Consider the following 14,822-nt stretch of genomic DNA (forward strand, 5'->3'; position numbering starts at 1 on the left):
CTACGTCCTTGTGCAGGCAAATGCTCAAGCAAGCGCACAACCGCCGATGGCAGCGCGCGTGGTCTGGGATGGCAGCTCGGCGAACAGCGCCTGGTACTCGGCCGCAAAATGGCTGAGGTGAAAGAAGCCCCACTGGGCTGCGGCATCGCCAATGGAGAGATGCGTCGCTGGGGTGGACATCAAGGTTCGGCGCACACCGTTGAGCCTTACGGAGCGCAGGTAATTGACCGGCGTCGTCTCGGTCACCGAACGGAAGCTGTTCTGCACGGTACGGCGACTCACCTGGAGTCGCTGGCACAACTCATCCACGCTGGGCACGTTGTTCGATTGCGCGGTCGCCAGGCGGTGACATTTTTCGACAATGTAACTGCGCGTGGAGCTGGGCGCGCGCTGGTGCTTGTCGCAGGCGGGGTCGGTCATCAACTGGAGCAATTCGGCGAGCATGGTCTGCTCCAGTGCCATTTCCCGGTCTTGTGCGTTGTCGAGTTCTTCGCTCAAGAGCGCCTGGGAGAACGCCGCCAGCATTCGACGGCGAGCCCCGGCGTAGCGTTGGGTGGGAAGCCTGATCACCGGCTGGCGTAGCAACTGACCGATTTCCTTGGCCGACGCGGTTTGCGCCAACGCTTGCTCGAACAACTCACGCTCGAAGGTGATCGCCAGCAGCTCCATGCCCATCGGCATGTGGAACATGAACTCCTCGCCACCATGAAGAAAGAACAGGCTGCTGTCGTCCACTTCCCGCCCTTGCATCCGGATCGTACCCGGGACCGTGATCGGCACGGCGAAGCACATCTTGCCCCGAGGAGCCACGCCGTGCTGCACGACACGCTGGTTGATCTGCTCGCGAAAGACGTGGCAGCGCGGCGTCGTCAACTGGATCAGTGAGCTCTCAGCCGAACCAGCGGTCAGCTGGTTGTAGTCCTGGCTCCACTCCTGGACGGTGGCTGCGTGGACATGGATGTCGTGGAAGTGGCTGATGTTCAGGTTTTTCATGATGACGAAAGCCTCGGCCAATATTCTTGTTTTTAGATCGCCTTCACGACCGATATTCTCATATTAAGAGAATTCTGCAAATTTTCTTTTATGACCGCCAGATCTTCGAAAGGAAGGGACGCGGCAGCCTCCCAATGTGCCGATTCGGGCTACCGGCCAGGAACGGGCCACGAGGATGATCGAGACACTGAAACCGACATCCTGAGAGACCGTCATGAGTGAAGCCAAACTTGAATCCCTCCATTTCGCGGACGCCCCGCGGATAACCTCCACCATTCCCGGCCCCAAGACCACCGAGGCCCTGGCGCTGTCGGCGCGTACCGAGTCGATGGCCCGCGGCGGCGGACGCATGCCGGTGGCCATGGACCGGGCGTTCGGCGCGACCTTCAAGGACGCCGATGGCAATACCTACATCGACCTGTCCGCGGGCGTGGGCGTCAGCAGCGTGGGTCGCTGCCACCCGAAGGTGGTGCAGGCCATTCGCGAACAGTCCGAAGTGCTGATGCATGCCCTGGAAGTCAACAGCACCCGGCGCACCGAATTGGCCGCCAAGCTCTCCGAGATCGCACCCGACGGCTTGCGCGGCGACTGCATCACGTTCTTCACCCAAAGCGGTAGCGATGCGCTGGAGGCGGCCATCAAGTTTGCCAAGCGCGTTACCGGGCGGCACCAGATCATCGCCTTCCACGGTGGCTACCACGGCGTGTGGAACGCGTCCGGCGCGCTCACCACAGGCACGGCTTACCGCAAGGGCTACGGTGCCCAGATGGGTGGCGTCATTCACGCGCCCTACCCTTATGCCTATCGCTTCCCCTTCGACACTACCCACAAAAGCGCCGAACAGATCGCCGGTGAGTACGTGGATTACCTGCTGAACACCCCCTACACCGCCGCCGACGACGTGGCTGCCGTGATCGTGGAGCCGGTGCAAGGCGAAGGCGGCTACGTGCCCCCCTCGCCAGAATTCCTGCAACTGCTGCGCAAGGCCTGCGACCGCAGCGGTGCACTGCTGATCGTCGATGAAGTGCAGTCCGGTGCGGGGCGTACCGGCAAGATGTGGGCGGTCGAGCATTCCGGCGTGAAGCCCGACATGCTCACGTTCGGCAAGGGCATCGGCAGCGACCTGCCCATGGCCGGCCTGATCATGCGTTCGGACCTGGCGGCGGCGATTCCTGACGGATCGATGCCCAACACCTTCGCCGCCAACTCGTTGTCCGCGGCAGTGGCATTGACCAACATCAGCATCCTCCAGGACCCGGAGCTCGATCTGCTCAACCGCGCTCACACACTGGGGCTGGAAGCGCAGGAACGTATCCGTGGCTTCGGCAGCCCGCTGGTCGGCGAGGTCCGCGGTCGCGGCCTGATGATCGGCATCGAGCTGGTCTCGGACCCGACCACCAAGGCGCCACTGGCACCGGAAAAGATCGGCCAGCTCATGGGTTACCTGCTCAGCCACGGCGTGCTGATGATTCCCTGCGGGCGCTACAGCAACGTGATGCGAGTCATGCCTTCGCTGACGATTTCACGGGCGCTGTTCTTCAAGGCACTGGACATCTTCGGCGACGCCCTGGACGCCCTCGAGGCGTGAGATGTCTCGACGCTGCCCATCACCCCATGGACTCCAAAAATGACTAAGCATCTAAAACACTTCATCGCCGGTACGTCCTTCGAAGCCTCCGACGGGCGCCGCATCAACCTTGTCAATCCGGTCACGGAACAGGTCTACGGCAGTTGCGCCCAAGGCACCGCTGAAGACGTGGACCGTGCCGTGGCGGCCGCGCGCAACCAGCTCGAACGTGGCGCCTGGAGCCAGCTTGACGGCGCCCAGCGCGCTCGACTGCTGTCGAAACTGGCGGACCTGGTGGAGCGCGACACCGACGTGCTGGCCGATATGGACGCCGACGCCATCGGCCGCTCGCCGATCGAGCCACGCCGGCTGGACGTGCCCAATGCGGTCGCCAACCTGCGCGCCTCTGCCGGCTGGGCCAACCAGCTCGAGGGGCGGACCATTCCCTCCGGCGGCTACTTCGGCACCCAGTCCCTTTCATACACGGTGCGGGAACCCGTGGGGGTGGTCGGCGCCATCGTTCCCTGGAATTCGCCGCTGATGATCACCGTCTGGAAGCTCGCCGCTCTGCTGGCGGCGGGCTGCACCGTGGTCATCAAACCGTCGGAAGAGACACCCCAGTCGGCCTTGCACCTGGCGACGCTGGCCCAGGAAGCGGGTTTCCCTGACGGCGTGATCAACGTCGTGACCGGCTACGGCAACGAGGTGGGTCGTGCCCTGTGCGAACATCCCCATGTCGACAAGATCAGCTTCACCGGCAGCCCTGAAGCCGGCCGCGAGATCCAGCGCACCGCCGGCGTGCTGTTCAAGCGCGTGGCCCTGGAGCTGGGCGGCAAGAGCCCGCAGATCGTCTTCGACGATGCCTCCTTCGACGACGCGCTGTTCGGCTGCACCCTCGGCCTGTTCGCCAACCAGGGCCAGGTCTGCGCGGCCGGCTCGCGCATCCTGGTCCAACGCAATCTCGCCGATCGCTTCGCCGCCGCGCTGGCCGATGCCGCGCGCGCCGTCAAGGTGGGCGACCCTCGCCAACCGGGCGTGCAGATGGGGCCGGTGGCCAAGAAAGCGCAATTGGATCGCGTCAACCGTTACATCCAATTGGGTATCGACCAAGGTGCGACCCTGCTGGCCGGCGGTGTATCGAACCCTGAACAAGGCTGGTTTGTCCGGCCGACGATCTTCGCCAATGCCCGCAATGACATGGCGATCGCCCGGGATGAGATCTTCGGCCCCGTCGGCACGGTGATCACGTTCGACAGCGAGGATGAGGCGATCGCCTTGGCCAACGACTCCTCCTACGGCCTCGCGGCCACGGTCTGGACCAGCGACCTGGCGCGAGCGCACCGCGTCGCGGCGGCAATCAAGGCCGGTGCCGTGGGCATCAACTGCTGGAGCCCACTGGACGCCAACCTGCCCTGGGGCGGCGTCAAGGCCAGCGGCATTGGCCGAGAAGGCGGATTCAGCGGCGCGCTGGCCTACACCGAGGAAAAGGTCATTACCGTACTGCTGCCCAGCTCAAAATAACCCGTATTGACCCGGCCACCTTCCAAGCCGCTGTGCCGTAGAGGGTGGCCGTTCAACCGCGCATTTTCGATGCCTTGATGATGGATGGAGAGACCGCGATGAATCCGGCAAATCAAACAATAATTGATCGGTATCCGACGTCCCTGCGGATTTTGCACTGGGTGCGCGCCGTGCTCATCGCCGGCCTCCTCTGGGCGGGCTGGCACATGACGGGGCTCGATGACGAAGTGGCGAGCAAATATGAGCTCTACTACCCGTGGCACAAATCCTTTGGGGTGCTGGCATTCCTGGTGGTCCTGGTCCAGATCGCCCTGAGGGTGAAAACGGCCAGGCTGCCGCAACCGCCGGAGACGCTGGCGCGCTATGAGCGGGTTTCCTCACGACTTGCGCACCGTACGCTGTACGCGCTACTCGTGATCGTGCCGTTGATGGGTTACTCGATGTCGAGCACCTACACGATGAGCGACGGCGTGTTTTTCTTCGGGGTGAACCTTCCGGAGCTGCTGGGCAAGAATGACGACTGGTTCGTCGTCTTCCAGTGGCTGCACAAAGTGCTCGCCTATACCCTGCTCGGCCTGATCCTGGTGCACGTCGCCGGCGCCCTCAAGCACCGGTTTTATGACCGCGACCCTCGAAACGATGTCCTGCGCCGCATGCTGTGACTTGATTGAGGCGTTGGCGAAAAACGCCGACGCCTTCACTTATGGCTCGGACCGCAGAGGTCCGGTAAAGTCCGCCGGTGAAGCGACTGGCTTGACGAGCACCGCATCCTCCGGCAGCAAATAGCCCTCCTTGATCGCCTGTTGTTTGGCGGCTTCGAAACGACTCGCATAATTGGCATGACTGCCATACAACGCCTTCATCTGCTGCGCGGAATAGGGCACCTTCGTGTCGTAGGCCGAACCGCAGCCGGTCTCCTGGTCGGTCAGGTAGGTGGCGCTTGGCACCTTGATCCACGGCGGACGCACACCACCCACCATGTTGCCGGTCTGCAAATCGCGGGCAACGCCCTTCCCCTCACGAGCGACCCGCTCGGCCTTGGGCATCGGCGTGCCGTCACGCACCCAGCGATCCATCGCGTCAAGGATCGCGGACACAACCGTCTCCACCGGCTCGTCATACAGAAACTGGCAGCGCGGATCGTTGCGCTTGTCGCCGTCGGCCGGGTGCGGCTCAGTCCCCTCGGTGCCCTGATCGGCAAGGCGCAGATGGGGCATGCCCGTGACCTCGTAATAACGCAACTTCGGTTGGTCGGTATCTGGCGGGAGCGCGATCTCCTGGCGGGCATCGTGGACCACCTCGGCCTGGCTGTAGACCGTCACGAAAGGCGCATCCTCAGGGAGCTTGCGCGGAACCCTGAGCACCTCGCCACCCAGGTCGCCATACACAATGTGCCCGGTCATATAGGCGTCGATCAGCGGTTTACCGTCCGGCATGCGCCACTGCTGATGCCGGCCCTGATCGAGGTAATCGAGCCAGAGCTGCCCATTGATTGCCCAGGTGTTGACATAGATACGCTTGACGTCGAGCCCCTGGGTGGGACCGTGGTTTGACTTGAGCAGCAAGGCCAATTGCGCGGCAATGCCCTGCGCCTGGGGCGGGTACTGATCGGGACCGCTGCCGCGTCGAAACCGGTCGCTGTCGTAGTAGCTGCCGAGCGGTGCGTAGCGCTTGTAGTCGTAGCGTCGCATGAAGTCCAGATTCAGGTTGCGGGGCTCAGGATCCCAATCCAGCGTCTTGGGATCGTTAGCCGGTCGATTGATGCTGAGCGTATAGCCGACAAATGCGTAGCCCTTGCGCATCAGGTAGTTGCGGGTGAGGATCCAGCCCGCGCCGCGCTCGCCCATCCAACTGAACGGCTCCAGCACAACCGTGCCGTTGAAGCGTCCAGGGTCCTTGGGTTTGCGGATAAGAAAGCGCGTCACGTAGGGCGCGTCGAACACCTGTTCGCCAGAAGCGGTGATCGCCGGCGCGAGCCCCAGCAGGTAGTACTCCTCCTCCACATACCCGCCCCCCTCGAGGTCGACATACTCCGTGCCGTGCCTTGACGCAGACGCGAGAGGCAACCGGCCGCTGGGCGGCACCAAAGAGAATTGCGGCATGGAGGGCGTTTGCGCGCCGACGGGCGCGGCCATCGTCAGCACAAGCGACGCCGCCACGGACAGCCTGGGCGACCAAACCTCGCCCATGGGCTTCATTTCCACGTCCCGATGGTTTTCCCATTGGGCAACCGTAGCGCCTGGAGGGCGCCACCTGTCTTCGTCTCGTCCCTCATCGGCGCGAGTTGCAGGTCGACCTTATCGCCCGGCTTGAGCGTATTGGCCATCCAGCCCTGACGCATCAGGATATTCGGGCCGCCGGCCTCGATCGCCCAGGTCTCAGTCTTGTCCCCGGCCAGTACATCGACGAATAACCAAACGTGAGGATTTCTAAACTGCACCTCACTGACTGTGCCGGCAATCGCGACGAGCTTCGACATGTCGAAGGCTGAGTAGGAATGGTGGGCAAGCGCAGCCGGTGCTGCCGAACCCAGGAGCGCCAAGCCGAACAGCATGGATTTGAGATTCACTTCGTGTCTCCTTGATTTTTGTTGTTCGCTTGGTTCAGGTTGCGACGCTCGGGAATCGTCGTGATTTCCGCGCCCGTCACCGGATCGATCGACTCGTTATTGCTGTCCTCGCAGACAAACTCCATGAACTCGACCCCCTTGGGCGCACGGCGGAAAGTCAGCGGCGCCCACTGCCATGGCTTGACCAGCGCATCCGGGTCTTCGACCCTGCCGTCCACCTGCAGCAAGCCTTCGTCATTGATGAAGATCCGCTCTTTGATAATCATGCGCGGACCGTGGCCGAGCGCATCGTCGGCATGCCCATACTCACCCAACGTGGTCTCCTGCCGGATATGGGTCGTCTCGACGACCAACACATTTTCCTCCCAGCGTGCGACCGAATGGCCCTCGAACGTCGAGGGCGCTTCCTCGGGATTGGGGTGGGCGCGCCCATCCAGGTAAATACGACGCGTCTCGCGCAGGAATTCTTGCGCCCAATTTATTTGTGTCGGCGTCTGCATGATCTCTACGGCGTAAGGCCCGACCATGTTCGTTGGCATGCCCAGCACCTTGCACGACGTCTTGAATTCACTGCCCACTTTGGCGAGCGCTTCAGCGCGTTTCCTGGCGCTCTCGAGATAGACCCCCTTGAGTTCCGGCGTGGTGCCGAACGGAGGGCCGACATTGGTATCGGGGTTATCGGCACCGGTGCTGTTGACGAGGGGGTCTACGGAGCTCCCCACTGGCATCCACAGACCGCTGAGGTCGGGCGGTCCGGCTTTCGGCTTGGCCACGCTGGACGTTGCGGGGGGCGTTGCGGCGATGGCGAACAAGGGATTCGCGGATGCGGCCAGAATAGCCAGCAGCGCGATCACTGCGTGAACAAGAGGGAGCGTTTTCATAGGCATGACCTGCGTCTTTTTCTACACGTTGGTAGTGCTGAGGATGTTTGGCGGCGTGGATGGCCGCTCAGAAGCTCACCCAGGCGATGAGCTGGAAGTAGGTATTCGTCGATGCGCTCCCACTCTGGTTGCCACCGTTGCCGAGCCACTTCTCGGGCTTGTAGAAGCCGATGAGGGGCGAGAGCGTGATGTTGTCCGTCACCATCCAGTCCAGGAAGAAGTCGACCTCACGTGCGCTGAAGTCCTGCTCCCCACGCCGGGAAAGCTGGTGGTAGTCGAAAGCCATCGCGTTAAGCGTCAACTTGTCGGTCGGCATGACCGAGAGCAACACATCATGGATCTGCATGTTCGAAGTCACTGAACCGGCGTAATTCACCGCGACTTCACCTTGGTAGCGTTTGCGAAAACCGCCTTGGAACAGGAAGTCCCAGCCCTCGGAATAGCGCGTATAGCGATAGCTCACCGTCGGTTGCCATTTGGCATCGGCGAAGGTGTAGCCCGCGTCGAAGAACATCGCCCGCTGCGACCCCGAGCGTTTTTCCTGGCGCGCCACTTCGAACGCGAAATCGGCGTTCTCGATGCCGGCATTGCCCTGGCCACGAATGCTGTAGATGTCCATGCCCTTGCGTTCACCCCGATCGCCAAAGACGTATCGCTCTTCGACATCCAGACCACGCACGTACGTTGAACCGATCGAGCCGCTGGGCGTCGTGTAGTCGACGGTGGCGGCCGCCACTTCGGTCTTGGACTGCCCGGGATTATCCGACTTCAACCAGATCAAGCTGCCATGCAGGCCCTGCCTGCCGCCCAGCTTCAAGACTGCCGTATTCCCGAACGCCAACCGCGGGCCGAGGTAAAAGGCACCGCCGCGATTGAACCGGCCATCCGCTACGCCCTCGATGGGGTTGAAAGCGTTCCCCGGGGCGAACCCATCATCGGTGATCAGAAAGCCGTCCACCGTCACGATCTGTCGGCCAAAAGAAAAATCAACGCCGTCCGTGCCCAACGCCGGAATCAGGTCACCTGACTTCCAGCCCAGGTAGGCATCTTCCACTGCGGTTTCTCTTTCGTTTCCGGCGGTGATCGCTCCTGCGTCGCCGTCGCCCCATGACCCCGTACTGATCAGGCTGAACCCGCCGTAGATCGAGCCGGCGGCGATCTGATCCGTCGTGCCGCTGAGACCATATTTGGCGAACCCTTCCTGCCATCGCATGGTGCCGGGCTCCCGCTGCGGGTCGCCGAGGTAGTTCTTGCTACTACCGAACCAGCCAAATCCCGCCCAAAACTCGGCGTTAAGGACGGTCCCACCTTCGTTGTCGTTGTACAACTCGTAGCCCTGTGCCTGCGGCTCGAACGCGCAGACGGCAACCAGCGAAAGCAATGGAGCGTAACGGGGGGTGCGCATGACGTCTCTCCTGTTTTTATATTTATGAGGCGAGTCATGAGTGTTCCGATTCGGCTCGCCCATGCGGTAGCCCAAATCAGCATGTGCACGGGGTTGGCCACCCATTTCCTTGGCGCTATTTCTCCCTGCTGAAAAACATGTCCAGAGGCTTGAACGGTTGCCGTTTTGGGCTACGGCCTGCCCGTGCGTGCGCCCTATGCTGGGGCCATAAGAACGCATAAGAACGAGGCATCCGTCATGACCCCAATACCGCTGTTACGTCAGGGGCTTTGCCTGCTGACCATCGTCGCCTGCAGTGCCCTGCCGTCCCTGGCCACTGCCCACCATTCATTCGCGCTGTTCGACCAGACCAAGACGGTCACGGTCAAGGGCGTGGTCGAGCGCTTTGCCTGGACCAATCCCCACATCACGATTTACCTCGATACGCCCGGCCCACCGGCCCAGCGTTTCAAGATCGAGACGGGCAGCGTCAACGCGTTGCAGCGTGCGGGCTGGAGCGCAGACTCGATCAAGGCCGGCGAGAGCGCCGAGGTGTCCTTCAGGCCGCTGAAAAACGGTGACCCGGGCGGACTGCTCGTGGAGATCAAGATCGGTGACGTCGTGCTCACGGGCGGCGGATAGGGGAACTCCCTCGCCTGATGACCACGGAACCAAACCGAACAAGCCAGCCAGCAGCGTGGAGACGTTTCAATGAAACCGACACGAACCTTGAGCGCAGCAACGATCTTCCTCGGCGTCGTCCTCGTGACGGTCGCCGGGGTGTGCAACGCAGCCACCTCGAAAACCCAGGACAACACTCCCCCGGATATCAGTGGCACCTGGGAAAGAACCCCGGACGACTGGTTCGGTGAGAACCCGGACGATCCGGTGCACCCAGGCGGCCCGATGGACCTGAAGGAACCCTATGCCCGCGAATACGCCGCGCTGAAAAAGAAACAAGCCGCCGCGAACGAAGCCGGCACGCCCTTGGCCACGACAAGTTCCCGGTGCCTGCCCGAAGGCATGCCGACGATGATGGCGGCGCTGTTTCCGATCCAGATCATTCACGACGACAAGCAGGTGATTGTCCTCGGCGAGTACCTCCAGCAGGTGCGCCGGATTCTCCTGGACCAAGCCATGCCGCCCAAAGAGAAGCTCGACCCCAAGTACCAGGGTCATTCCCGCGGCCATTGGGAAGGCGACACCCTCGTGGTGGAGACGCAACGTGTGCGAACCGACGTGACGTTTTATGACGTTCCCCACAGTGAGGCGATGACGATCACCGAGCGCATCAGGCTAAAGGGCCCGGACCACCTGGAAAACCAGGTGGTGATCGAGGATCCGCAGGTGCTGAACACCCCGTATCGCTTCACGTTCGACTACAAGCGCTCCAACTACGCCATTCAAGAATACGTTTGCGAGAACAACCAGATCGTGATCGACAGCGAGGGCAAGGCGTCCCTCAACCGTGAGTGAAGCCCTGCCGCGAGGCCAGGGTTGGGGCTGCAGCGCAGCCCAGCGGGAGCAAGCTCCCTCGCCACAAAGGGCGGTGTTTGCCACGAATGAGTGGGCAACATCATGGAACTGATTACTCCACACCGCCCAGCCACACACAAAACCGTGGCGAGGGAGCTTGCTCCCGCTGGGGTGCGCAGCGCCCCCAAACCAGACTGATTTTGCTCCTTTGGAGATGACCGGATGGAACGACCGATGACCACCAGCCTCCTGCGGCCGACGCTGCCCGGCGTCCTGCTGTCGCTGATCCTTGGCTCGAACGCGTTTGCCGAGGTGCCGCGCATGCCCACGGCCATTGCCATGCCACCTTCCAGCGAGCCACCGCTGTCGTCGGCGAAACGGCCAGGCACGGAACACAGCGATCTCGACAAGTACGGCTACGTCGAGGAGGAGCTTTACCTGCAAGGCGTCGCCCCGGCGATTACCGCCGCAGGCAAAACCCTCTTCGAGGCGCCCTACACCACGCGCATCCTGGTACGTAAACCGGCGGACCCCGGGCGGTTCAACGGCACCGTGGTGATCGAGCCGTTCAGTTGGTTTGGCGAACGTGGCGCCGGATGGATCCTGACCCGCGACTACTTGCTGCGACGTGGCTACGCGTACGTGGGCTACACGTTGAACATGAACAAGCCGGCCGTCGATCCCAAGTTCCTCTCGGACACCCCGGCCGCCGAAGCGGAGCAAATTGCCCAGTACGGACAGATCGTGAACTTCGAGTTCATGCGCCGCTTCGACTATGCCCGCTATGCGCCGCTGGGTACCTACTACGACCCGCAGCGGTTCACCCGTGGCGAAGGCCCCGACCCGTTCGTGCCCCAGTCACAAGGGATCGCGGCGCAGCTGGCGTTGCTGCTCAAAACCAATGCCGCGCAGGGCCCGTTGGCAGGCCTGAATGTGCAACGCGTCTACGTCAACAGCTGGGCGGTGACCGCGCAGGTCTGGATGGACTACCTCGACCAGGGTCGGCACCAGCAATGGCGCATGCCCGACGCTCGGCCGTTGATCGATGCCTACATGACGGGACGCATGGCCTATGGCGAGGTGGGCGGCGACGTCATCCGGCTGCCTCGGCAAATGCCCGATGGCGTGCCGTTCGTGACCGTCTACAGCCAATCCGAACTGATGCATGACGTCATCGAAGGCATCGACCTGCCGCCGGACACCGACAGTCCGCAGCTTCGCCATTACGAAGTGACCGGCATGCCCCATCTGCGGCTGGCCGACCTCGGCACGGAACATACCGAACTGTTCGCCGCCGACGTCGGCAAAGGCGACGATCCACGGTGCCGGACGCTGTACGACGAGCCGGCGGAACTGGTCGTCTCGGCCCTCCTCGATGGCATGGACCAATGGGTGCGCGAAGGCAAAGCCATGCCGAAGGCCCCGCGAGTCGTGCGCGAGGGCAACGTCGCCGTACGCGACCCCGCCACCGGCAACCTGCAAGGGGGTGTGCGCCCGCCGTGGGTCCAGGTGCCCAGTGCGACCTACCTCACGGACCAGGAGACCGACTGCGGCCTGATCTACGACACCAAGGTGCCCTATTCCAAGGACGTGCTTGGCCAGCGCTATGGAAGTTTCAGCCGCTACGAACAGGCGTTCGAAGACGCTAAGGATCTCTCGATCAAGCAAGGCTTTCTCCTTCCGGAAGATGCAACGGGCCTGCGTCCGATCGCGAAACCTCAAGACTTCTAACCCAACGCGGAAGCAAAGCAGATGTCATCAGAACTCATCATCGCCTGGATCTACGCGTCGCCGCTAAGCACAGCCATCAGGGACATGTTCTGGGTCGTGCCCACCGTCCAGAGCGTTCATATCGTCGCCATCGCGGTGATCTTCGGCGCCGCGGTCATCTCCGACCTCAGGCTCGCCGGCGTATTCGCCACCGATGAGCCCATGGGTGGCGTCGTGCGCCGCTACTACCCGTGGATGCGCGCCGCCCTCATCGTCCTGCTCCTCAGTGGATTGGTCATGGTCATTGGCGAGCCCGACCGCGTGCTCGTCAACACAACGTTCTGGCTGAAGATGTTTCTGGTCGTCGCCGTGTTCACGCTGACCTGGTTGGTCCGGCGTCCGTTGCTGCGCACTGTCGACCCCGCATCAAGCGACGACGAAAAGCCGCCCATCAGGGTTTTGGCCTGGCTGTCGATTGTCCTGTGGTGCGTCGTGATCTTCTGCGGTCGCTGGATTGCCTACTGATCCCAGCGTTTTCAATGTTTTTTTCAGGTATTCGCCATGGACATCCAATCGATACTGCAAGCCCTCGAGGACACCACGGTCGCGGCCCGGATCAGAGAGTCGGGCTCGATTTTTCCAAACCTGGAGTCGGTGCATGTGATCGGCATCGCCCTTGTGTTCGGGACCATCGCCGTCGTCGACTTGCGCCTGCTCGGCATCGCCTCCCATCGTCGAAGCGCGCTCCGGCTGATCCAGGAGTTGTTGCCCTACACCTGGGTTGCCTTCGCAGCCTGTGTGGTCACCGGCCTGCTCATGTTCGCCTCCAATGCCACCACCTATGCGCAGAACAGCGTGTTCTGGTGGAAGATGGGCCTGTTGCTGCTGGCGGGCCTCAACATGGCAATCTTCCACCTGGGCGCCTATCGGCGGATCGACGAATGGGACACGATCCTGCCGCCCCCCGGCCAGGCCCGCGTGGCCGGTTTCTGCTCGTTGGCGCTGTGGGCGTGCGTGATCGGCCTCGGGCGCTGGATCGGGTTTGTCTGATGGCTCGCCTGTCGCGAACCTGGCCCTGCGCTGACCCCAACGGCGCGAACAAGGTCGTGCGCCCGGCTTCCGGCCGCTGGGAATCGCTGGCCCTGCTGCTGGCGGCCCTGGCAATCATCGCCAGCGTGACAGGCTATGTGCTGCTGCGCCCAAAGCACCCCGGCCCGCCGATACCCTTGGGCTGGCAAGTGCGTTCCTTCGATGGGCTGGGTGCGGTCGACCAGGCCATCCACAGCGCTCTGCTACCTGCTGGGGAAGAAATCATCTGGAACAACAACGACACCGGCGGTTGGATCACCCTGGAACGTGCCCAGGAAATTTGGCTGCCACCCTTCTACCGCGACGCCTTCTGGAAGACCAACGGCCAAGTCCATTGGCAGTTGATCCTGCCTGGCGGCCATCTGCCCCATGCCGGTTCCGACGACGGGCACGAGGACGACGCGCCGGCCCCGGCCACCAGCGAGGTGTCGCAAGCCACCCAGGGCCAGGGCGCCACGGTCTACTACGGCGCCGCCGGCCGCGCGCCTGGCCAGAGCGCCTACTTGCTCGTCATTGGCCACGCCCATGCCGGCGTCATGTGGGCCAACCAGGCGACGATCTGGGTCCACCCCGACCCGAACGCGCCCTACCCCGGCATCGTCAAGCCCGAATCGCTGGTCGGCAAAGGTTGGCGCCAAGTCATCCCTTATGACGGCGCCAGTGAAGTCGAACGCGTAAAAGGAAACCAGCCATGACCGTTTCTCCGAAGCACCGCGCGATATGGCGCCGTTGCCTTGCGCTGCTGATGCTGATACCCGCCATCGCACTCGCCAGCCCGACTGTGCCCCTGGGCAAAAAGCTCAAGATTGGCGTCACCTTGCACCCCTACTACAGCTTCGTGGCGAATATCGTCGGTGATCGGGCCGAGGTCGTGGCGCTCATCCCGGCGCAAGCGAATCCGCACAACTATCAGCCGCAGCCGGACGACATCACCCGGGCGATGACGCTCGATGCTCTGGTCGTCAACGGCATCGGCCACGATGAATGGGCCTCTCAGATCGTCAAGGCGGCCGGTCGGGGAACGACGCTGCCGATCATCCAGGCCAATGCCTCGGTGGCCCTGATTCCCATCGGCGGTGACCAGGGCGGTGCCAAGGTGGTCAATCCGCACACGTTCGTCTCCACCACCGCAGCGATACAGCAGGTCTTCGAAATCGCTCGCCGGTTGGGGGAGCTGGACCCGGGCAACGCTGCGACGTATCGACACAACGCCCTCGCCTATGCCGCACGCATCCGAGCATTACGGGCCGGTTTCATGACCCGCTTCGCCGCTCTGGATCTGTCAGCGTTCCGCTGCGCGACCACCCATGCCGGCTACGACTACATGATGCAGGAGTTCGGCCTGTTCGTGAGGGCCGTGATCGAGCCTCGTCACGGCGTCGCGCCGACCGCGCGCCAGTTGGCCAACACCGTCGATGCGATCAAGAAGGCCAATGTGCGGGTGCTGTTTGCCGAGAAAAACTTCTCGCTCGACCTCGCCAAACCTATTGAAGCCGCGACCGGCGTGAAGGTCTTTGCCCTGTCGCACATCACCGGCGATACCTACAGCGCGGACGAGTTCGAGGTGGCGATGCGCGAAAACCTCGAGACCTTGGCCGAAGCCATTGAGTTTACGCAGCGATGAAAGAGGAA

General features: G+C 62.7%; 15 protein-coding genes. 10 read left to right on the forward strand and 5 right to left on the reverse strand.

The window, feature by feature from the left end:
• Window positions 1-24: 24 nt before the first annotated feature.
• The gene (locus HU715_RS09130; RefSeq protein WP_186706736.1) at window positions 25-993 is read right to left on the reverse strand and encodes a helix-turn-helix domain-containing protein; all 969 of its coding nucleotides are present in this window, start codon (window positions 991-993) and stop codon (window positions 25-27) included.
• Window positions 994-1,207: 214 nt separating this feature from the next.
• Here HU715_RS09130 and HU715_RS09135 point away from each other — a divergent pair, with 214 nt between their 5' ends.
• The 3 genes from HU715_RS09135 (at window position 1,208) to HU715_RS09145 (ending at window position 4,743) form a co-directional block, all read left to right on the forward strand.
• The gene (locus HU715_RS09135; protein WP_186706735.1) at window positions 1,208-2,581 is read left to right on the forward strand and encodes an aspartate aminotransferase family protein; all 1,374 of its coding nucleotides are present in this window, start codon (window positions 1,208-1,210) and stop codon (window positions 2,579-2,581) included.
• 39 nt (window positions 2,582-2,620) lie between these two features.
• Entirely contained in the window at window positions 2,621-4,081 is a 1,461-nt protein-coding gene (locus tag HU715_RS09140; RefSeq protein ID WP_186706734.1) for an aldehyde dehydrogenase family protein, read from the forward strand.
• A 98-nt stretch (window positions 4,082-4,179) separates the two neighbouring features.
• Complete coding sequence (locus HU715_RS09145; RefSeq protein ID WP_186706733.1) at window positions 4,180-4,743, forward strand: cytochrome b; 564 nt, start codon at window positions 4,180-4,182, stop codon at window positions 4,741-4,743.
• A 39-nt stretch (window positions 4,744-4,782) separates the two neighbouring features.
• On the opposite strand, the gene HU715_RS09150 is transcribed toward HU715_RS09145, so the two are convergent.
• The 4 genes from HU715_RS09150 to HU715_RS09165 form a co-directional block, all read right to left on the reverse strand.
• A complete protein-coding gene (locus tag HU715_RS09150; protein ID WP_225917578.1) occupies window positions 4,783-6,270 on the reverse strand; it encodes an alpha/beta hydrolase domain-containing protein in 1,488 nt (495 codons plus the stop codon).
• Between the two features lie 5 nt (window positions 6,271-6,275).
• Window positions 6,276-6,650 carry a DUF6152 family protein gene (locus tag HU715_RS09155; RefSeq protein ID WP_186706731.1) on the reverse strand — a complete coding sequence of 125 codons (375 nt, stop codon included), beginning with the start codon at window positions 6,648-6,650 and terminating at the stop codon, window positions 6,276-6,278.
• A complete protein-coding gene (locus HU715_RS09160) occupies window positions 6,647-7,537 on the reverse strand; it encodes a hypothetical protein (RefSeq protein ID WP_186706730.1) in 891 nt (296 codons plus the stop codon). Before HU715_RS09160 ends, HU715_RS09155 begins: the two co-directional genes overlap by 4 nt.
• Window positions 7,538-7,598: 61 nt before the next feature.
• Window positions 7,599-8,936: an alginate export family protein gene (locus HU715_RS09165; RefSeq protein ID WP_186706729.1), complete on the reverse strand. Its 1,338-nt coding sequence runs from the start codon at window positions 8,934-8,936 to the stop codon at window positions 7,599-7,601.
• A 237-nt stretch (window positions 8,937-9,173) separates the two neighbouring features.
• Between HU715_RS09165 and HU715_RS09170 the strand changes: the two genes are divergently transcribed.
• The 7 genes from HU715_RS09170 (at window position 9,174) to HU715_RS09200 (ending at window position 14,814) form a co-directional block, all read left to right on the forward strand.
• Window positions 9,174-9,557 carry a DUF6152 family protein gene (locus HU715_RS09170; protein ID WP_186706728.1) on the forward strand — a complete coding sequence of 128 codons (384 nt, stop codon included), beginning with the start codon at window positions 9,174-9,176 and terminating at the stop codon, window positions 9,555-9,557.
• A gap of 69 nt (window positions 9,558-9,626) precedes the next feature.
• Window positions 9,627-10,391: a hypothetical protein gene (locus HU715_RS09175; RefSeq protein ID WP_186706727.1), complete on the forward strand. Its 765-nt coding sequence runs from the start codon at window positions 9,627-9,629 to the stop codon at window positions 10,389-10,391.
• Window positions 10,392-10,625: 234 nt separating this feature from the next.
• Window positions 10,626-12,122 (forward strand): alpha/beta hydrolase domain-containing protein, encoded by a 1,497-nt coding sequence (locus tag HU715_RS09180; RefSeq protein WP_225917579.1) that lies wholly within the window; start codon window positions 10,626-10,628, stop codon window positions 12,120-12,122.
• Window positions 12,123-12,143: 21 nt separating this feature from the next.
• A complete protein-coding gene (locus HU715_RS09185; RefSeq protein WP_186706725.1) occupies window positions 12,144-12,626 on the forward strand; it encodes a DUF6644 family protein in 483 nt (160 codons plus the stop codon).
• A 36-nt stretch (window positions 12,627-12,662) separates the two neighbouring features.
• Entirely contained in the window at window positions 12,663-13,151 is a 489-nt protein-coding gene (locus HU715_RS09190) for a DUF6644 family protein (RefSeq protein WP_186706724.1), read from the forward strand.
• On the forward strand, window positions 13,151-13,885 hold the full coding sequence (locus HU715_RS09195) for a DUF6162 family protein (protein WP_186706723.1): 735 nt from the start codon (window positions 13,151-13,153) through the stop codon (window positions 13,883-13,885). Before HU715_RS09190 ends, HU715_RS09195 begins: the two co-directional genes overlap by 1 nt.
• Window positions 13,882-14,814, forward strand: a complete 933-nt coding sequence (locus HU715_RS09200) for a metal ABC transporter solute-binding protein, Zn/Mn family (protein ID WP_186706722.1) — start codon at window positions 13,882-13,884, stop codon at window positions 14,812-14,814. Before HU715_RS09195 ends, HU715_RS09200 begins: the two co-directional genes overlap by 4 nt.
• The last annotated feature ends 8 nt before the right edge of the window (window positions 14,815-14,822 follow it).

This window comes from Pseudomonas zanjanensis (assembly GCF_014268745.2).
GTDB classification, from domain to species: Bacteria; Pseudomonadota; Gammaproteobacteria; order Pseudomonadales; family Pseudomonadaceae; genus Aquipseudomonas; species Aquipseudomonas zanjanensis.